The sequence below is a fragment of the Sphingobium subterraneum genome, from assembly GCF_014199435.1.
Taxonomy (GTDB): Bacteria; Pseudomonadota; Alphaproteobacteria; order Sphingomonadales; family Sphingomonadaceae; genus Sphingobium; species Sphingobium subterraneum.
Genome location: NZ_JACIJP010000002.1, coordinates 583,209 through 600,216, shown reverse-complemented (window position 1 = coordinate 600,216; position 17,008 = coordinate 583,209). Strand labels below are relative to the sequence as shown.

Annotated in this window: 18 protein-coding genes; 14 read left to right on the top strand and 4 right to left on the bottom strand. The window is 63.9% G+C overall.

What is annotated here, in order from left to right; all coding sequences use genetic code 11:
- The first annotated feature begins 64 nt into the window (after positions 1-64).
- Positions 65-511: a peptidylprolyl isomerase gene (locus FHS92_RS09545; protein WP_184079857.1), complete on the top strand. Its 447-nt coding sequence runs from the start codon at positions 65-67 to the stop codon at positions 509-511.
- 303 nt (positions 512-814) lie between these two features.
- Positions 815-1,378, top strand: a complete 564-nt coding sequence (locus tag FHS92_RS09540; RefSeq protein ID WP_184079856.1) for an outer membrane protein — start codon at positions 815-817, stop codon at positions 1,376-1,378.
- 108 nt (positions 1,379-1,486) lie between these two features.
- Here FHS92_RS09540 and ppc read toward each other — a convergent pair whose 3' ends face one another.
- The gene (gene ppc / locus FHS92_RS09535; protein WP_184079854.1) at positions 1,487-4,183 is read right to left on the bottom strand and encodes a phosphoenolpyruvate carboxylase; all 2,697 of its coding nucleotides are present in this window, start codon (positions 4,181-4,183) and stop codon (positions 1,487-1,489) included.
- Positions 4,184-4,299: 116 nt separating this feature from the next.
- On the opposite strand from ppc, the gene FHS92_RS09530 reads away from it, so the two are divergent.
- The gene (locus tag FHS92_RS09530) at positions 4,300-5,754 is read left to right on the top strand and encodes a helicase HerA domain-containing protein (RefSeq protein WP_184079853.1); all 1,455 of its coding nucleotides are present in this window, start codon (positions 4,300-4,302) and stop codon (positions 5,752-5,754) included.
- A gap of 97 nt (positions 5,755-5,851) precedes the next feature.
- On the opposite strand, the gene pyk is transcribed toward FHS92_RS09530, so the two are convergent.
- Positions 5,852-7,306 carry a pyruvate kinase gene (gene pyk / locus FHS92_RS09525; protein WP_184079850.1) on the bottom strand — a complete coding sequence of 485 codons (1,455 nt, stop codon included), beginning with the start codon at positions 7,304-7,306 and terminating at the stop codon, positions 5,852-5,854.
- Positions 7,307-7,395: 89 nt separating this feature from the next.
- Here pyk and FHS92_RS09520 point away from each other — a divergent pair, with 89 nt between their 5' ends.
- The 6 genes from FHS92_RS09520 to FHS92_RS09495 all read left to right on the top strand — a co-directional run bounded on the left by FHS92_RS09520 (position 7,396) and on the right by FHS92_RS09495 (position 11,242).
- Positions 7,396-7,707, top strand: a complete 312-nt coding sequence (locus FHS92_RS09520) for a DUF1244 domain-containing protein (protein ID WP_184079848.1) — start codon at positions 7,396-7,398, stop codon at positions 7,705-7,707.
- A 46-nt stretch (positions 7,708-7,753) separates the two neighbouring features.
- Positions 7,754-7,996: a DUF2312 domain-containing protein gene (locus FHS92_RS09515; protein ID WP_184079846.1), complete on the top strand. Its 243-nt coding sequence runs from the start codon at positions 7,754-7,756 to the stop codon at positions 7,994-7,996.
- Between the two features lie 78 nt (positions 7,997-8,074).
- Positions 8,075-8,392, top strand: a complete 318-nt coding sequence (locus tag FHS92_RS09510) for a heavy metal-binding domain-containing protein (protein WP_184080342.1) — start codon at positions 8,075-8,077, stop codon at positions 8,390-8,392.
- Positions 8,393-8,450: 58 nt separating this feature from the next.
- Positions 8,451-9,218, top strand: coding sequence for a cytochrome b/b6 domain-containing protein (locus FHS92_RS09505; protein WP_184079844.1), 768 nt, complete (start codon positions 8,451-8,453; stop codon positions 9,216-9,218).
- Positions 9,215-9,979, top strand: coding sequence for a molybdopterin-binding protein (locus tag FHS92_RS09500; RefSeq protein ID WP_184079842.1), 765 nt, complete (start codon positions 9,215-9,217; stop codon positions 9,977-9,979). Before FHS92_RS09505 ends, FHS92_RS09500 begins: the two co-directional genes overlap by 4 nt.
- Positions 9,980-10,009: 30 nt before the next feature.
- Positions 10,010-11,242: an SAM-dependent methyltransferase gene (locus tag FHS92_RS09495; protein WP_184079840.1), complete on the top strand. Its 1,233-nt coding sequence runs from the start codon at positions 10,010-10,012 to the stop codon at positions 11,240-11,242.
- An 18-nt stretch (positions 11,243-11,260) separates the two neighbouring features.
- Here the strand turns inward: FHS92_RS09495 and FHS92_RS09490 are convergent, their stop codons facing one another.
- Entirely contained in the window at positions 11,261-11,830 is a 570-nt protein-coding gene (locus FHS92_RS09490; protein ID WP_184079839.1) for an EF-hand domain-containing protein, read from the bottom strand.
- 126 nt (positions 11,831-11,956) lie between these two features.
- Between FHS92_RS09490 and FHS92_RS09485 the strand changes: the two genes are divergently transcribed.
- The 3 genes from FHS92_RS09485 to FHS92_RS09475 all read left to right on the top strand — a co-directional run bounded on the left by FHS92_RS09485 (position 11,957) and on the right by FHS92_RS09475 (position 14,646).
- On the top strand, positions 11,957-12,562 hold the full coding sequence (locus FHS92_RS09485) for a TetR/AcrR family transcriptional regulator (protein ID WP_184079838.1): 606 nt from the start codon (positions 11,957-11,959) through the stop codon (positions 12,560-12,562).
- Positions 12,563-12,782: 220 nt separating this feature from the next.
- The gene (locus FHS92_RS09480; protein ID WP_184079837.1) at positions 12,783-13,352 is read left to right on the top strand and encodes a TMEM165/GDT1 family protein; all 570 of its coding nucleotides are present in this window, start codon (positions 12,783-12,785) and stop codon (positions 13,350-13,352) included.
- A gap of 67 nt (positions 13,353-13,419) precedes the next feature.
- On the top strand, positions 13,420-14,646 hold the full coding sequence (locus tag FHS92_RS09475; RefSeq protein ID WP_184079836.1) for an argininosuccinate synthase: 1,227 nt from the start codon (positions 13,420-13,422) through the stop codon (positions 14,644-14,646).
- Between the two features lie 6 nt (positions 14,647-14,652).
- On the opposite strand, the gene FHS92_RS09470 is transcribed toward FHS92_RS09475, so the two are convergent.
- Positions 14,653-14,844, bottom strand: coding sequence for a hypothetical protein (locus FHS92_RS09470; protein WP_184080396.1), 192 nt, complete (start codon positions 14,842-14,844; stop codon positions 14,653-14,655).
- Positions 14,845-14,932: 88 nt separating this feature from the next.
- Between FHS92_RS09470 and FHS92_RS09465 the strand changes: the two genes are divergently transcribed.
- Positions 14,933-15,601, top strand: coding sequence for a DUF1345 domain-containing protein (locus tag FHS92_RS09465; protein ID WP_184079835.1), 669 nt, complete (start codon positions 14,933-14,935; stop codon positions 15,599-15,601).
- Between the two features lie 46 nt (positions 15,602-15,647).
- Complete coding sequence (locus FHS92_RS09460; protein ID WP_184079834.1) at positions 15,648-16,985, top strand: methyltransferase family protein; 1,338 nt, start codon at positions 15,648-15,650, stop codon at positions 16,983-16,985.
- Positions 16,986-17,008: the final 23 nt, after the last annotated feature.

Below are 17,008 nucleotides of genomic sequence, written 5' to 3'. Positions count from 1 at the left end.
CCATGACCGGGATAGTCTTATAGGGCGCGCGCAACGCATAGTTCCGTATGGAGTCTCCTGACCAATGGCCGAAACGCTTACCCTGACCCTGGACACCGGCGACGTTGTCATCAAGCTGCGCCCCGACCTGGCCCCCGGCCATGTGGAGCGCATCGCAACGCTGGCCAGCGAGGGCTTTTACGACGGTGTCGTGTTCCACCGCGTAATCCCCGGCTTCATGGCGCAGGGCGGCGATCCGACAGGATCGGGCATGGGCGGATCGAAGCTCCCCGACCTCAAGGCCGAGTTCAACCGCGAGCCGCACGTCCGCGGCGTCTGCTCGATGGCACGGTCGTCCAACCCGAACAGCGCGAACAGCCAGTTCTTCATCTGCTTCGACGACGCGACCTTCCTCGACGGGCAATATACCGTGTGGGGAGAAGTGACCGAGGGCATGGAGCACGTCGACGCGCTGCCAAAGGGCGAGCCGCCGGCCAAGCCGGGCAAGATCGTCAAGGCGAGTGTTTCCTGAATATCGGTTAACACATTACAGTAATGATTCTGAATGGCGGGCCGGAGTGGAACATCACTCCGGCCCTGCTTGTGTATAGCGTAAGAATAAAGTCGCGGCTCCGTACATCTACGGTTCACAAACCGTTGCATTATTGTCGCAGGAGCGTGTTTTAGCCACGGGGCTTCAAAAAATACGCAACCAAGCCGCGCTTCGACCATTGGACGACATGACTGATGCATCGCGCATTCCGAAGGGGGAGGCGACATCAGCACGCGGGTCCAAACCGCGCGAATTCATCGAACCATGAAGAGGTCGAAAGACATGAAGAAACTGCTTTTCGCGGCGGCCGCCGCCGTTGCCTTCGTTCCCGCTGCTTATGCGCAGGATACGGGCCCCGCTGGTCCGGAAACGCCGACCAATTCCCGCATCGAACCCTATGTGGGCGTGCTGGGCGGTATCCATAATTTCGACAACGAGCCTAACCGTGCGGGCGTTCCTGCCGGTTTCCATGGCCGGATTGTCGAAGGTGTCGCGGGCGTCAATTTCAATGCCGGGCCGCTCATGCTGGGTGTTGAAGGCAATGCCACCAAGGGCGTCGATGGCGCGATCGATTGGGAATATGGCGCAGCGGGTCGCGTTGGCGTCCGCGCCGGCAAGGACAGCCTGATCTTCGCGAAGGTTGGCTACCAGTGGGTCAACTTCGATGCGCTTGGCCAGAACAGCCGGGATTATGACGACTGGACCTATGGCGCCGGTGCGGAACTCTCCCTCGCCGACATGGGCCTGAAAACCGACCGCAGCAATCTGCGTCTGCGCGTGCAGGCCGACACCTATGGCAACTTCCACTCGATCCGCCCGATGGCCGGTCTGGTGCTCAAATACTGAGACTGTCTCCGGACAGGTTCAGCAGACAGGGGAAGGCCGGGGCAATGCTCCGGCCTTTTTTTTGAACAGAAGACATCCGTTCGGTTCGAGCGGTATAGGAAAAAGGGTTTACCCACTGTTCCGCAGCGCGGTCGCGATCGCGTTGATCGAGAGCTCGATCCCTTCCTTGATCCGTTCGTCGGTGTCCCCCGCACGGTGCCGCTTGAGCAGTTCGACCTGCAGCAGGTTCAGCGGCTCGATATAGGGCAGGCGCAGGCGGATCGAGCGGTCGAGCGGTTCGTTGCGTTCCAGCAGGCGCGACTGGCTGGTGATACCCAAGAGCCCGTCACGGCTCTTCATCCAGCCGTCGCGAATCCGTCCGAAGATGGCCTGACCGGCGTCCTGATCCTTCACCAGCGGCAGATAGCGCTCGGCGATGGCGAGATCCGACTTGGCGAGCACCATTTCCATGTTGGCGAGCGCGGAATGAAAAAACGGCCAGGCCTGCGCCATGTCCGCGAGCAGCGCCTTGTCCCCAAAGGCATCAAGCGCGTGGCCCACACCATACCAGCCGGGCAGCATCACGCGTGCTTGCGCCCAGCTGAACACCCACGGGATGGCGCGCAGATCTTCGATCCGTGTGCTCTTGGTCCGGCTTGCGGGGCGCGACCCGATCTTGAGGCCGGAGATTTCTTGGATCGGGGTGAGTTCGCGGAAGAACTCGCGGAACCCAGCCGTGTCGTACACCAGACTGCGATAGGCGGCAAAGGCATCGCGTGAAAGCTGGTCCATCACCGTTGTAAAGCGCGCATGGTCGGTCACGCTCAGCGCTTCGGGCTCGAGCGTTGCAAGCAGCGTCGCGCTCGTCATCGATTCGAGGTTGGCGGCCGCGACATCGCGCGTCCCATACTTTGCCGCGATCACCTCGCCCTGTTCGGTGATGCGGATGCGGCCCTGTACCGAGCCCGAGGGTTGCGCGCGGATCGCGGCGAAGGCGGAACCCCCGCCGCGGCCCACCGCACCGCCGCGCCCATGGAACAACTGCATCTTCGTCCCTGCCTGCGCGAACACCGGTTCCAGCGCGCTGCTCGCCTTGTAGAGGCCCCAGGTCGAGGTGATGTAGCCGCCGTCCTTGTTGCTATCGGAATAGCCGATCATCACTTCCTGATGGCCACGCGCACGGACCAGCGCACCGATTTCCGGCAGGCCGAAATAGGCGGACATGATCGCAGGCGCAGCTTCAAGGTCGGCGATGGTTTCGAACAGCGGCACCGGCATGATCGGGCAGACCGGCGCGGCTTCGCTGGTCGCCGCACGCCAAAGCCCCGCCTCCTTCAAAAGCAGCGCGACCTCCAGCAGGTCCGACACGCTTTCTGCCTTGCTGATGATATAGACCGCGATGCACTGCGGCCCATAGAGCCGGTGCGCGTCGGCAGCGGCCTGCACGATGGCGAGCTCGGACGTGGTTTCTTCGCTATAGACCGCACCGCGCGCGCCCAACGGGCGGTTATTGGCGAGTTCGGCGCGCAGCAGCGCAACACGGGCCATTTCGTCGAGCCCGGCATAATCGGTCGCGACCCCCGCTTCCTTCAGCAGTTCCGCGACCACCCGTTCGTGCACCGCGCTGTTCTGGCGCATGTCGAGCGTGGCAAGGTGAAAGCCGAACGTCTCGACCGCGCGGATCAGCCGACCGAGCGCGCCGCCGGTCGCAAGCGCGCCATTGCCCTCGCTCGCCAGCCCCTGCGCGACAAGCACCAGATCGCGGCGAAATGCCCCCGGCTCGTCATAGGGCGCGCCCGGAAGGGCCGAGGGGCGAGGCGGCGTTTTCCCAGTCCGCTGCCGGTAGGTCGCGGCAAGGCGAGCATAGATGCCGGAAATCGCACGGCGATAGGGTTCGTCCACGCGGCTGGGTGAGGTGTCGCCGCTGGCCTCCGCCAGGTCGAGCACCGCCTGCGGCACATGGGCCAGTTCGGTCGAGATCGAAAGCTCCGCGCCCAGCTCGTGCAGCCGGTCCATATAATAAGCCAGCGCTTCCTGGCACCCGCGCGACAGCGCCGAGCGCAATTGGTCGGCCTGGACATAGGGGTTGCCGTCGCGGTCGCCGCCGATCCAGTTGCCGACGCGCAGGAAGCTCGACGGGCGACTGCCCAGCACCCGTTCCCACTGCGCATATAGCGCGGGCAATACGGGCAGGAACACGTCGCGGAAATAGGCGAGGACGTTCTCGATCTCGTCCTGCACATAGAGGCGTTCACGCCGCAACGGGCGGGTCTGCCACAAAAGGGCGATCTGGCGGAAAATGGCCTCGTCGACCGTTTCCCCTGCTTCCGTCGTGTCCTGCCCCACGTCCTTGAGGCGCATCAGGTCGGCGATGCGGTTCTTGTGGTCGATCATGCTCTTGCGCCGCACTTCGGTCGGGTGCGCGGTCATGACCGGCGCGATCAGCGCCCCGTCCAGCATCTCCACGATCTTGGCGCGGTCGATGCCATGCTGCTCCAGTTGCGCCACGGCGGTCGCGAGGTCCGCCCCGAAATCGCTGCCCGTGCCCTGCCGGTCTTCGGCCAGATTGGCGAGCATCGAAAAGAGCATGAACCCGCGCACGAAGCTCAGCGTGTCGTCAAGACTCAGCGCGTCGAGGCCAGTGTCGGCAAGGTGCGCGCCCTCTACGCCCCGCGCGCGATCGACCGAAGCGGAGCGGATATATTCGGTCTGGCGATACAGCTTGTCTCCGCCATAGGCCCGGATGACATCGCCCAGCAGCTTGCCGAGAAAGCGGATGTCGGGATTTTGCGACAGGGATGAGTCGGTTTTATGGGGGCTGTTCATGTCGCTATTGCTGCACCGCAGCGCGAAACCCGTCAAGTCAAACTCCGCGTCGCCTCATGGTCCTACCACGCACTTCCCCCTTGCCCGCGTCTCACCGCTGCGCCAAGGACAGCAGCGTGAGCGCAACCATAGACATCGGCACCGACGCGCAGGGAGCGCCGGTCCGCATCGACATCGAGGAATTGCTGGCCACCCGCCTGCTCGTGCAGGGCAATAGCGGGTCAGGAAAGTCGCATCTGCTGCGCCGTTTGCTGGAGGAAAGCGCCAAGCTGGTGCAGCAGGTGGTGATTGATCCGGAAGGCGACTTCGTGTCGCTGGCCGAACCCTTCGGCCATGTCGTCATCGATGCCGCCGCACATGACGGGCGCGAGATCATCCGCATGGCCGCGCGCATCCGCGAGCATCGCGCCTCGGTCGTTTTGGCGCTCGATGGGCTGGAGTTGGAGGCGCAGATGAAATGCGCGGCATCCTTCCTCGCCACCCTGTTCGACGCGCCGCGCGACCATTGGTACCCCGCACTCGTCGTAGTGGACGAAGCGCAGATGTTCGCGCCCGTCGCCGCCGGGGATGTCAGCGACGAGGTGCGCCGCCTGTCGCTCGCGGCGATGACCAACCTGATGTGCCGCGGGCGCAAGCGCGGGCTGGCGGGCGTCATCGCAACCCAGCGGCTGGCGAAGCTCGCGAAGAATGTTGCGGCGGAAGCCTCTAACTTCCTGATGGGGCGCACCTTCCTTGACATCGACATGGCGCGCGCCGCTGATCTGCTCGGCATGGAACGGCGGCAGGCGGAACAGATCCGCGATCTGGAGCGCGGGCGCTTTCTGGCGCTCGGGCCCGCAATCTGCCGCCGTCCGGTGTCGGTGCGTATCGGCGCGGTGGCGACCAGCGCCGCAACCGGCACGCACAGCCTGCTCCCGCTGCCCAATGCGGAGCCTGAGAATTTCCAGGCGATGCTGTTCGCGGATCTGGAAGAGGCTCCGCTGTCCCGCCCCGCCGCCCCGCCGCCTCCGGCCGTCGACAGCGCCGCGCTGCTCGACCAGATCGCCCAGGCCGCCCATCCCCTCGAACAGGCAGCATCGGAGGCGACAGCGCCCGATTCCGACAGCGCGGAGACCGTCAACGCGATCCTCGCCGCGATGGTCGCCGACCCGGACTGCGCGTTCCAGCCGATGGCGGCCTTATATCAGGATTTCTCCGTGCGCTGCCGGATGGAGCGGCTGCTCAAGGCACCGCTCGACCTGCCCGCTTTCCGCAAGCGCTTCGCTATGGCGCAGGCGGGCATATTGGACGACACCGATGCCCGCTGGCGCGATGCGCTCCAGCTTGCCGCACGCGTCCCGGACGATATGCTCGCGCCGTTTCTGATGATCGCCCATGCAGCGCTGACCGGCGGCGCGTGTCCGGACGACGATAGTCTCGCGCGCGCCTATGGCACCCGGTCTCCGGGGCGTGTGCGCCGCCTGATCGAGCATATGGAAAAGAACGGCTGGATCGTCCTGCGCACCGATTTCGGCGGGCGAAGGTCGATCGGCGTGCCGGAACTGGGTCTCAGCACTGCGGCGGGGGAGTAAAATCCCCGTCATGCCAGCGCAGGCTGGCATCTTTCGACTGCTATTTCATCCACTACGGCCTGGGATCCCGGCCTTCGCCGGGATGAGGCGCCTCGCCCTACTCGTCCCGCCCCTTCAGTTCGTCCCCCCGAATCGTCGCGACATGCAGCACATTGGTTGATCCAGGCGTGCCGAAGGGGACACCGGCGAGCACGATGATCTTGTCGCCCGCGACCGCCGCCTTGTGGCGCAGGGCCATGCGGCGCGCCTTGCCGATCATTTCCTCGAAGCTGCCGATGTCCTTGGTGCGCACGGCATGCACGCCCCAGAGCAGGCCCATTTTGCGCGCGGTGTCGGCGCGTGGGGTCAGCGCGAGGATCGGCGCGGTAGGACGCTCGCGCGCCACACGGCGTACCGTGCTGCCCGACGAGGTGAAACACACGATCGCACTGGCGTTGGCGGTGCGGGTGATGCTGTTGCTTGCTTCGGCCAGCGCGTCAGCAGTCGTCGCGTCCGGCTTGGTTTCGGTAAAATGCAACCGGTCGAGATAGCCGGGGTCGCCCTCGACGCTCCGCGCGATGCTGTCCATCATCGCCACCGCCTCACGCGGCCAGTCGCCCGCCGCCGTTTCCGCCGACAGCATGATCGCATCCGCCCCGTCATAGACGGCGGTGGCGACATCCGACACTTCGGCCCGGGTCGGGGTCGGCGCCTTGATCATCGATTCGAGCATCTGGGTTGCCACGACGACCGGGCGGCCCAGCTTGCGCGCGGATGCGACGATATGCTTTTGCAGCGGCGGCACAGCCTCGGGCGGCAGCTCGACCCCCAGATCGCCACGCGCCACCATGACGCCATCGGCGACCTCCAGTATCTCCTCAAGGCGCTGCACGGCCGACGGCTTCTCGATCTTGGCCATCAGCGCTCCATAGCCGCCCATCAGCCGCCGCGCCTCCGCCAGATCTTCGGGCCGCTGCACGAAGGAGAGCGCCACCCAGTCCACGCCGAGCGTAAGCGCAAAGCCCAGATCCCGCCGGTCTTTCTCGGTGAGCGCAGCCATCGGCACGACGACGTCGGGGACGTTGACACCCTTGCGGTTCGACAGGGTTCCGCCGACCTCCACCCGTGTCTCGATCCGCCCGTCGCCGCAGGATTTGACCCGCAAAACGATCTTGCCGTCGTCGAGCAGCAGCCGTGTCTCGGGCAGCAGCGCGGCGTGAATTTCGGGATGCGGTAGGGCTACGCGGTGAACGTCGCCCGGTGTATCGTCGCGATCGAGCACGAAGGTCGCTCCGACCTTAAGCTCCACCGATCCGTCGCGGAACGTGCCGACGCGCAGCTTGGGGCCCTGAAGATCTGCGAGGATCGTCGTGGGCCGCCCATATTCCTTTTCCAGCGCGCGGATATGCGCGACATTCGCGGCATGATCCTCGTGCGACCCGTGGCTCATATTGAGGCGGAAGGCGTCGGCGCCCGCCAGATACAGGTCGCGGATCATGTCGGCATTGCTGCTGGCGGGACCAAGGGTCGCGAGGATGCGGACCTTGCGGAGCCGGGGACGAATAGCTTTCACGAAATCTCCTCGCCGTCGCTCCGGTCTGTTCCCGAAGGCGTTTTTGTCCTATCCCCGACCTGTGACGGAAACGTGAAGGAGACGTATCAATGGCCGGTCCGTTAATCAATGATGCTGCGGCGGCGACCGCGTTTCGGCGGCTGGTCGCGCATTTGCAGCACCGCACGGACGCGCAGAATGTCGACCTGATGGGCCTGGCGGGCTTTTGCCGCAACTGCCTCGCCGACTGGCTGGCGGAAGCCGATCAGGCGCAGGGCGGCGCGATGGACCGCGAAACCGCGCGCGAAGCGATCTACGGCATGCCCTATTCGCAGTGGAAATCCGCGCATCAGGCCGAAGCGACCCCGGAACAGTTGCAGCGCATGCAGGAAAGCGTGGCGAAGAACAAGGAGACGCACTAGAGCCTCCTCTCCGATTCACCAGTTCGCATTCAGCGGGGAGCATATCATGAGCGAAGGCAATGTCGCGGCCGACCAGTTACGTCTATTCATCGAACGGATCGAGCGCCTGGAAGAAGAGAAAAAGGGCATCGCCGACGACATCAAGGACGTCTATTCCGAAGCCAAGTCGACCGGCTACGACGTCAAGACGATGCGGGCGATCGTCCGCCTGCGCAAGCTGGAAAGCCATGTGCGGCAGGAAGCCGAAGCCCTGCTGGAAACCTACAAGGCTGCGCTGGGTTTAGAGTGACACGCGGATAAGGAGGACGGGATGGTTCAATCACCCTGGGGATCGAATACAGGATCGGGCGAGGCAGGATCGTCCGATATGATCGTGACGACCACCAACGGCGTCGATGGCCGGCCCGTCCAGCAGTATCGCGGTATCGTCACCGGCGAAGTGATCGTCGGCGCGAACATGTTCCGTGACCTGTTCGCCAGTATCCGCGACATCGTCGGCGGGCGTTCCGGCGCCTATGAAGACGTTCTCGCCCGCGCGCGCGAACAGGCGCTGGGCGAAATGCGCATGCGCGCGGCCGAGCTGGGCGCGAACGCCGTGATCGGCGTCGATCTCGATTACGAGGTGCTCGGCTCCAACGGATCGATGCTGATGGTGTCCGCAACCGGGACCGCCGTGGTAATCTAGGCACCTCTCGCCTCATCGCCCAAATTGCGCTATGCCCCTCTTCCAGAGGGAGGCGGCTATGGCGACAATCGTACAGTCTGATGCTCCGGCCCCAAGCGAGGCCGATCCATCCGGGACACTGGTGAAGCGCCACCGTCTCTCGACGCGCCTGTGGCACTGGATCAACGTCTTCGCCCTCGCCACGCTGTTCATGAGCGGGCTGGGCATCTTCAACGCTCATCCGCGCCTCTACTGGGGGCACTATGGCGCCAACTTCGATCATGCCTGGCTGGTGCTGGAGCGGTTTCCCGGCTGGCTTACCCTGCCCGGTCATTACAACCTTGCCATGTCGCGCCACTGGCATTTTTTCGCCGCGCCGTTCTTTGCGTTCGGGCTGCTGGTCTACATGATCTGGAGCCTGATCAACGGGCATTTCCGGCGCGATCTCGCCTTTCGCAAGGGGGAACTGGCGCCGGGACATATCGCGCAGGACATTGCCGATCATGCGCGGCTGCGCTTCCCGACCGGGGCGGAGGCGCTGCGTTACAATGTGCTGCAGAAGGGCGCGTATAACAAAACGCTGTTTCTGCTGCTCCCTGTGCTCATCCTCACGGGCATGACCATGTCGCCGGGCATGAACGCGGCGTTCCCTTGGCTGGTCGAGATCTTCGGCGGGCGACAATCGGCGCGGTCGATCCATTTCATCGCCGCCTGGGCGGTAGTCGCGTTCTTCATCGTCCATATCGCGATGGTGCTGCTGGCTGGCCCCTTCAATGAACTGCGATCGATGCTGAGCGGCTGGTATCGCGTGCCGGGAAAACCCACCGCGCGGGAGGAACGCCCATGACCCTGATCCTGTCCCGCCGGGCGCTGGTGACCGGCGCAGGCGCGGCCGCCACCGCCCTGCTCACCGGATGCGACAGGCTCGCCGAGCATGAAAGCGTGCGTAAGGCGCTTTTCACGGCGGATAACTTCCATCTGTGGATGCAACGCGCGATCACCGACCGGAACGCGCTGGCCCAGGAATTTTCGCCCGACCAGATGTCGCCGGTGTTCCGTGCCAACGGCACGTTCAACCCGAATACCGAGGATTACAAGGCGCTGTGGCGCAACGGCTTTGCCGACTGGCGGCTGAAAATCGACGGGCTGGTCGATCGCCCCCTGTCGCTTTCCCTCGCGCAGCTGCATGCGATGCCGCACCGCGAGCAGATCACCCGCCATGATTGCGTCGAAGGATGGAGCGCGATCGGAAAATGGCGGGGCGTGCCGCTGGCGGTCCTGCTCCACGCCGCGCGGATGCGCACGACGGCGCGCTATCTGGTGTTTCACTGCGCCGACTTCGGTGGCGGCACCGACCCCTATTATGAAAGCATCGATTTGGTCGACGCGTTTCACCCACAGACGATTCTCGCTTACGCGCTCAACGACAGGGCACTGCCCGTCCAGAACGGCGCGCCGCTGCGTTTGCGCGTGGAACGGCAATTGGGTTACAAGCAGGCGAAATATCTTATGCGCATCGAAGCGGTGTCGGATCTCGCCTCGATTTTTGGAGGCAAGGGCGGATATTGGGAAGATGTCGCCGGATATCAGTGGTATGCGGGCATCTGAACATTTCGCCGCAACACGGATTATGCTTCGATGACTCTTCTAGACCGGATCCTGCCCCGCCTGGTGAAGCGCGGCACGCTCACACTCGATACGCCGGGAACAGCCCCGCGCCGTTACGGCCAGCCTGATCCCGCCTTCCCCGACCTCACGCTCAAACTTCATGACGGAAAAGTGGCGCGCCAGATCGTCCTCGACCCGCGCCTGGGCTTTGCCGAAGCCTATATGGACGGCCGCGCGACGATCGAGGGCGGCGACATCATGGATTTTATCGCGCTCATCCGTGGCAATAACCCGTGGGAAAGCGGGCGCGACATCGAACCCCGCAGCACGTTTCGAAAGGTCACGAAGGGTCTATCCCGTACCCTCAACCAGTGGAACGCCCGCGCCGCGTCGAAGCGCAACGTCGCCCATCATTATGATCTGTCGGCGGCTCTCTACGATCTCTTCCTCGACCGCGACCGGCAATATAGCTGTGCTTACTGGTCCGATCCGTCCATCGGCCTCGAACAGGCGCAGGCGGACAAGAAGGCGCATATCGCCGCCAAGCTGCACCTGTTGCCGGGGCAGAAAGTGCTCGATATCGGCTGCGGGTGGGGCGGGATGGCCCTCTATCTGCATCGGACGTGCGGGGTCGACGTCACCGGCATCACCTTGTCGGAAGAGCAGCTCAAGATTGCGCGCGAGCGTGCACAGGCGGCCGGCGTCGCTGACCATGTCCGGTTCGAACTGTGCGATTATCGTGACGTCAAGGGACCGTTCGACCGGATCGTGTCGGTCGGCATGTTCGAGCACGTCGGCGTGCCCAACTACCGCGAGTTTTTTCGCGTTTGCCACAACCTGCTGACCCGGGACGGCGTGATGCTGCTCCACACCATCGGGCGCATGGGCGGGCCAGGCACGACCGACGCCTTTACGCGCAAGTATATTTTTCCGGGCGGGTATATCCCGGCGTTGAGCGAAATCCTCAAGGGTAGCGAACCCAACCGCCTGATCACCACCGATGTCGAGGCGCTGCGCCTGCATTATGGCCTGACGACACGCGCCTGGTACGACCGGGTGCAGGCCCATCGTGCAGAGATCGAGGAGATGTACGACGCGCGCTTTTTCCGCATGTGGAGCTTCTACCTCGCCGGGGCGACGGCGGCGTTTGAGCATGGCGGCATGCTGATCTACCAGCTCCAATATGCGCGGAACCGCCATACGCTGCCGATCACGCGCGATTACATGACCGAAACCGAGGCGAAGCTGAGGGCGCCGGTGTGACGCCCGGCCCCACGGCGATTACCCGCCGCGCTTGCCCTTCCATTGCGCGCGCATCTGGTCACGGAACCCGCGCCGTTCATCCGGCGTCACCGATCCATCCTTGTTGGTATCGACCATATCGAACAGGCGCAGTGCACCTGCCGTCGCTTCGGCAAGCGTGACCTTGCCATCCTTGTTGGCATCGGCCTGCTGGAACATCATCATGCCGCCCATGCCGTGCATGCCGCCCATCGGGCCACCCGGACCGGGACCATGCCCCTCCCCGCCATGTGCCATCGGCGGCTCCACCATCGGGCCCATGGCGGCGTGCCCCGCGTTGAATTCGGCGCGGCTGATGCTGCCATTGCCGTCCGTGTCCAGCCGCTTGAAATGCGCATCCAGCGAATCGGCGCGCTTATGCTCGCGCATCGCACGCATTTCTTCCGGCGTGATCGCGCCGTCGTGATTGGCGTCGACCTCGGCGAAATGCTCCTTGACCTTGCCCTCCACTTCACTGCGGACAATCGTTTTGCCGGGGGCCATTTCCGCCGCGATAACCGGAACCGCGACCAACGCCGCCACACCACCAAGTAGCCAGATCTTGCGCATGGAAATCTCCTTTGAACCTGCGCGAACTCTACGCCTGACCACCTATCTGCATGATGAACGGGCGCGAGACCGGGCTAGCCCACCAAAATTGTAGCGCCCGTTAACCAATTCTGCGATAGCATGAACATGAGCGCGCCCGCCCCATCGATCGACCGTCCCCGGCGCGGTCGGCCACGCGCATTCGACATCGACCGGGCGCTGGACGCCGCCCGGACCATGTTCCTCACGCGTGGGTATGACCGCGTAACGCTTGCCGACCTGACCGGCGCGATGGGAATCAATCCGCCGAGTTTTTATGCAGCCTTCGGCAACAAGGCGATGCTGTTCGCACGGATTGCAGATGCCTATGCGCGGGACTGGACAGAGGAGGTCCGCGACGCCCTTTCGAGCGAATTACCGCTCGACGATCGGTTGGCCAATGTGTTGGCGTGCTCCGCCCGGCGTTTCGCGCCGCAGGGTGAGGCATCCTCCGGCGGGTGCATGCTCCTGGAAGCCGCCAACAATTGCAGCGACGCGGTCGTCAGCGCCTATGTCCGGAAATTGCGGCTGGGCATTGCCGCCGCCCTCTATCGCGGCGTATCCCGCAGCGCGCCGGAGCATGCCGTCATCGCCACGGACCAGATGATGACATTGCTGGCCGGACTCTCGGCCATGGCGCGGGAGGGGACGGACGCGGCACGGCTCGACGCGATCGCGCGTGGCCTGAGCCTGCGGCTGGGCACAGCGCCTTGACCCACGCACAGCGCCGGGCTATCGCCGGAGCGTCACCCGGGGAGTAGCCCCTCCGCCCTGTTGCGGACCGCATATCAACATATTTGGCAGAGATGCCATGGTGTGCGGGACCAGCGCGCAAGCGCCGGTTGGACGAGACCGATGACATCGGCTTTGGGCTCGGTCGGGCGGCAAGGCCGGTGGCATTGCGTCTGCACCGTCCGACCCGCAAAGGCTATCCATGGAAGCGTTCCTCACATCCACCGCCCTTGTTGCCGTGGCGGAAATTGGCGACAAGACTCAGCTTCTCGCCATCCTGCTCGCGACGCGGTTCCGGCGTCCTTTGCCCATCGTGGCGGGCATCTTCGCGGCGACCATCGCCAATCATTTTCTGGCGGCACTGCTCGGCCATACCCTCGCGGGAATGCTGGAAAGCCCGGCCTTTCGCATCGCCATCGCGCTGGGGTTCATCGGCATGGGACTGTGGACGCTCGTTCCGGATAAAATCGACGAAGAGATGAAAACGCCCCGCACTTCGGGCATATTCCTGACGACCCTGATCGCTTTCTTCCTGGTCGAAATGGGCGACAAGACCCAGATCGCGACGGTGGCGCTGGGCGCGCGCTTCGCCAATGTCTACGCCGTCACCGCCGGAACGACGTTCGGGATGATGATCGCCAATGTTCCTGCCGTCTATCTCGGGGAAGCATTGATCGCGCGCGTAAAGCTCGGCGTCGTGCGCGCGATCGCGGCCGCGCTGTTCATCGCGATCGGCCTTTGGCTGCTGGGTGCATCCCTGCACTGGTGGTGAGATGTTGCGAAACCGCGCGGCGGCGTGTACCGGCGCGATCAAATATCTTCAGGGAAAGCCCGTCGCCATGTCCAGCACGCCAGAAAAGATCAACCGTGTCGTCCTCGCCTTTTCGGGCGGCCTCGACACCAGCGTCATCCTGAAATGGCTGCAGCAGACCTACCAATGCGAGGTGGTGACCTTCACCGCCGACCTGGGGCAGGGCGAGGAACTGGAACCCGCGCGCGCCAAGGCTCGCCTGATGGGGGTGAAGGAAGAGCACATCTTCATCGACGACCTGCGCGAGGAATTCGTCGCGGATTATGTGTTCCCGATGATGCGCGCCAATGCGCTGTATGAGGGGCTTTATCTGCTCGGCACGTCGATCGCCCGCCCGCTCATCGCCAAGCGCCAGATCGAAATCGCCAAGCAACTGGGCGCCGACGCCGTGAGCCATGGCGCGACCGGCAAGGGCAATGATCAGGTGCGCTTCGAGCTGGGCTATTACGCGCTCCAGCCCGATATCAAGGTCATTGCCCCGTGGCGCGAATGGGATCTGACCAGCCGCACGGCCCTGATCGCGTTTGCCGAAAAGCACCAGATCCCCGTGCCCAAGGACAAGCGCGGCGAAAGCCCCTTTTCCACTGATGCGAACATGCTGCACACGTCATCTGAAGGGAAAGTGCTGGAAGATCCGTGGGAAGAAGTGCCGGACTATGTGTACAGCCGCACCGTCAATCCGGAAGACGCGCCGGACGCACCCGAGTTCATCACCATTGATTTCGAGCGCGGCGATGGGGTAGCGATCAACGGCGTCGGCATGTCCCAGGCCACCCTTCTCGAAACGCTCAACGAATACGGCCGCAAGCATGGTATCGGTCGACTCGATCTGGTCGAGAATCGCTTCGTGGGCATGAAGTCGCGTGGCATGTACGAGACGCCGGGCGGCACCATCTATCACCTCGCGCATCGCGGCATCGAGCAGATCACGCTCGATCGCGGCGCGGCGCATTTGAAAGATGAGCTCGCTCCGCGTTATGCCGAATTGATCTACAACGGTTTCTGGTTCTCACCCGAACGCGAGATGCTCCAGGCGGCCATTGACCATAGCCAGACCAAGGTCACGGGCACAGTCCGCCTGAAGCTCTACAAGGGCGGGGTCTATGTCGTCGGCCGCAAATCGCCGAACTCCCTCTACAGCGAAAAGGTCGTGACGTTCGAGGACGACGCGGGTGCCTATGACCAGCGCGACGCAGCGGGCTTTATCAAGCTGAACGCGCTGCGCCTGCGCCTGCTGGGGCGGCGGGACCGCTAAGGCCCGTCAGTCCACCTCGCCTTTCGAAATCGTCGTGCTGCCGGTTGCGTTGTCGGGTGCGCGGGCGTCGCCCCATAACAGGACGACTGCCATGCCGATCACGGCAAGCGCGACGGAAATCGCCAGCACATAGCGGACGATATGGTTGGTGCTTCCCGCCCTCGTATCTTCGGTGCCGCGGTGCATCGGTTCGTTCATGGCAAATTCCTTTCGCCGATTTAACGACTGGACGCGCGCAAGCGTTCCGGCCTTGCGTGCCAGGTCAAAATCAGCGCAGAGTTGGATAATGGTCGACACGTCCCCCGCGCAGCAGCCCGTTCCCCTGGAGCGTGGAGCAAAATCGCCCTTCCTGCCATGGCGTTATGGACTGTTTCTCGCACTCTGCCTGTCGGCGGTACCGATTGCCCTGGCGCTGCCATGGTCGCGCGCGGTCATGGGCGGATTCGATATCGCGGCTATGGTGTTCATCGCGACGCTCTGGCCCCTTTTTGGCCATGACCACAAACAGATCCGTGACGCCGCCCGCCGCAACAACGCCAATCGCGAGGTCATGCTGCTCGTCACGTTCATCGTGTCGTTCGTGCTGCTCGTGGCGGTCGGCGTAGAACTGTCGCAAAAGCAGAACCACTCGGCGTGGACGATCACGCTGGTCATCGCGACCCTGATGCTTGCCTGGCTGTTTTCGAATTTCATCTACGCTATGCATTACGCCTATCTCTGGTACAGTCCCGATACCGAAGGCGACGATTGCGGAGGGGTGGACTTTCCCGGAGACGGACCGCCGGAATTCTGGGACTTTACCTATTTTTCCTTCACACTCGGCATGACGTTCCAGACATCGGACATGGATATTACCAGTCGTTCAATCCGGAAAGTGGTGACGGCGCATTGCCTGGCCGCGTTTGTGTTCAATCTCGGCATCGTGGCGTTTACGATCAACGTGCTGGGCGGCTGAGAGCCGCTTTCACCGGATCCTTACCTTTTCCGTCTATCCGCACGGCATGAAGGACCGTTCCGCTCCCCATTCCGAAGGCGCTTCCGGGTGCCCGCGCTCGGCTGTCAGCCATGGCGTGGGTCTGGTGGGCCTCATCGGCTTGGTCGGGTGGACGCTGATCGCCTGGCATTTCGGCATGGATGGCCCGCACGCGGGCATCGCGGCTGTCGTGGCGTGCGGCGTCCCGATGATCGCATGGTCGCTGCTCGTCGACAAGGTGCACCGCAACCCGACAACCGGCATCAACTGGACGGGGTCGCCCCGCCCGCTGCGCGAAACAGTCGACATCAGCATCGTGAAGCTTGCCGGCCTGTGGGCGACATGGGGCGGGATAGCGCTCTTTTACGGACTGGCGCGCTGGTATTCGGACGGCGGCTATGTCTACGCCATGAAGCTGCTGACCGGGGCCGCGCCGGTGCTGTTCGTGCTGTCCGTCCCCTATATCGTGTGGATCGACCGTCGGCTGGTGGAGCCGCGCGACGACTGCTTTGCCTTCGGGCAATGGGTGATCGGCGGCGCAGCGGGCCAGCCCGAAGCCGGAAAGATCGCCGATCATTTGCGGAGCTGGGCGGTCAAGGCATTCTTCCTCGCCTTTATGCTCTCGGTCGTGCCGGACAACTTCGCAAGCGTGATCCGCTGGCAGCCCGCCGACATCCTCTCCGGTCCGGTGCCGCTCGCAAGTTTCCTGATTGCAAGCCTGTTCCTGATCGACGTCGCGTTCGCCACGGTCGGCTATATGCTGACCCTGCGCCCGCTCGACGCGCATATCCGCAGCGCCAATCCGCTGACGGCAGGCTGGGCGGCGGCGCTGATCTGCTACCCGCCGTTCGTGCTGATGGGGAGCGGCGGCCCACTCGATTATCATCGCGGCACGGCGGACTGGAGCGTGTGGCTGGCCGATCATCCGCTGCTGCTGGCGATCTGGGGCGGGCTGCTGGTGTTGCTGACCGGCATCTACGCGTGGGCGACGGTCGCGTTCGGCCTGCGCTTTTCGAACCTCACGCATCGTGGGATCATCACCCATGGACCCTATCGCTGGACCAGGCACCCGGCCTATCTCGCCAAGAACCTGTTCTGGTGGCTCTCGGTCATCCCGGTTCTGACCACCACAGGGCACTGGACCGACGCCGTGCGCAATTGCGCCCTGCTCGCCCTGACCAGCGCGGTGTATTATTGGCGCGCCCGTACCGAGGAGGCGCACCTCTCCGCCGATCCGGCCTATCGCGACTATAGCGCATGGATGGACCGTCATGCGCCCATTCCGCGCCTGATCGCGCGGATACGGGGTGCACGCGCGGCAGGATCCGTCCCCCTTTCCCCCCACGTTCCAACATCCGGCCGCTAAATCCGGCAATTTGCACTGGCACC

What these genes read in the sequence shown, in the direction of transcription:
- FHS92_RS09545 (WP_184079857.1), top strand. Translation starts at nt 65, where the DNA reads ATGGCCGAAACGCTTACCCTGACCCTGGACACCGGCGACGTTGTCATC.
- FHS92_RS09540 (WP_184079856.1), top strand. Translation starts at nt 815, where the DNA reads ATGAAGAAACTGCTTTTCGCGGCGGCCGCCGCCGTTGCCTTCGTTCCC.
- ppc (WP_184079854.1), bottom strand. Translation starts at nt 4,183, where the DNA reads ATGAACAGCCCCCATAAAACCGACTCATCCCTGTCGCAAAATCCCGAC.
- FHS92_RS09520 (WP_184079848.1), top strand. Translation starts at nt 7,396, where the DNA reads ATGGCCGGTCCGTTAATCAATGATGCTGCGGCGGCGACCGCGTTTCGG.
- FHS92_RS09515 (WP_184079846.1), top strand. Translation starts at nt 7,754, where the DNA reads ATGAGCGAAGGCAATGTCGCGGCCGACCAGTTACGTCTATTCATCGAA.
- FHS92_RS09510 (WP_184080342.1), top strand. Translation starts at nt 8,075, where the DNA reads ATGATCGTGACGACCACCAACGGCGTCGATGGCCGGCCCGTCCAGCAG.
- FHS92_RS09505 (WP_184079844.1), top strand. Translation starts at nt 8,451, where the DNA reads ATGGCGACAATCGTACAGTCTGATGCTCCGGCCCCAAGCGAGGCCGAT.
- FHS92_RS09500 (WP_184079842.1), top strand. Translation starts at nt 9,215, where the DNA reads ATGACCCTGATCCTGTCCCGCCGGGCGCTGGTGACCGGCGCAGGCGCG.
- FHS92_RS09495 (WP_184079840.1), top strand. Translation starts at nt 10,010, where the DNA reads ATGACTCTTCTAGACCGGATCCTGCCCCGCCTGGTGAAGCGCGGCACG.
- FHS92_RS09490 (WP_184079839.1), bottom strand. Translation starts at nt 11,830, where the DNA reads ATGCGCAAGATCTGGCTACTTGGTGGTGTGGCGGCGTTGGTCGCGGTT.
- FHS92_RS09485 (WP_184079838.1), top strand. Translation starts at nt 11,957, where the DNA reads ATGAGCGCGCCCGCCCCATCGATCGACCGTCCCCGGCGCGGTCGGCCA.
- FHS92_RS09480 (WP_184079837.1), top strand. Translation starts at nt 12,783, where the DNA reads ATGGAAGCGTTCCTCACATCCACCGCCCTTGTTGCCGTGGCGGAAATT.
- FHS92_RS09475 (WP_184079836.1), top strand. Translation starts at nt 13,420, where the DNA reads ATGTCCAGCACGCCAGAAAAGATCAACCGTGTCGTCCTCGCCTTTTCG.
- FHS92_RS09470 (WP_184080396.1), bottom strand. Translation starts at nt 14,844, where the DNA reads ATGAACGAACCGATGCACCGCGGCACCGAAGATACGAGGGCGGGAAGC.
- FHS92_RS09465 (WP_184079835.1), top strand. Translation starts at nt 14,933, where the DNA reads ATGGTCGACACGTCCCCCGCGCAGCAGCCCGTTCCCCTGGAGCGTGGA.
- FHS92_RS09460 (WP_184079834.1), top strand. Translation starts at nt 15,648, where the DNA reads ATGAAGGACCGTTCCGCTCCCCATTCCGAAGGCGCTTCCGGGTGCCCG.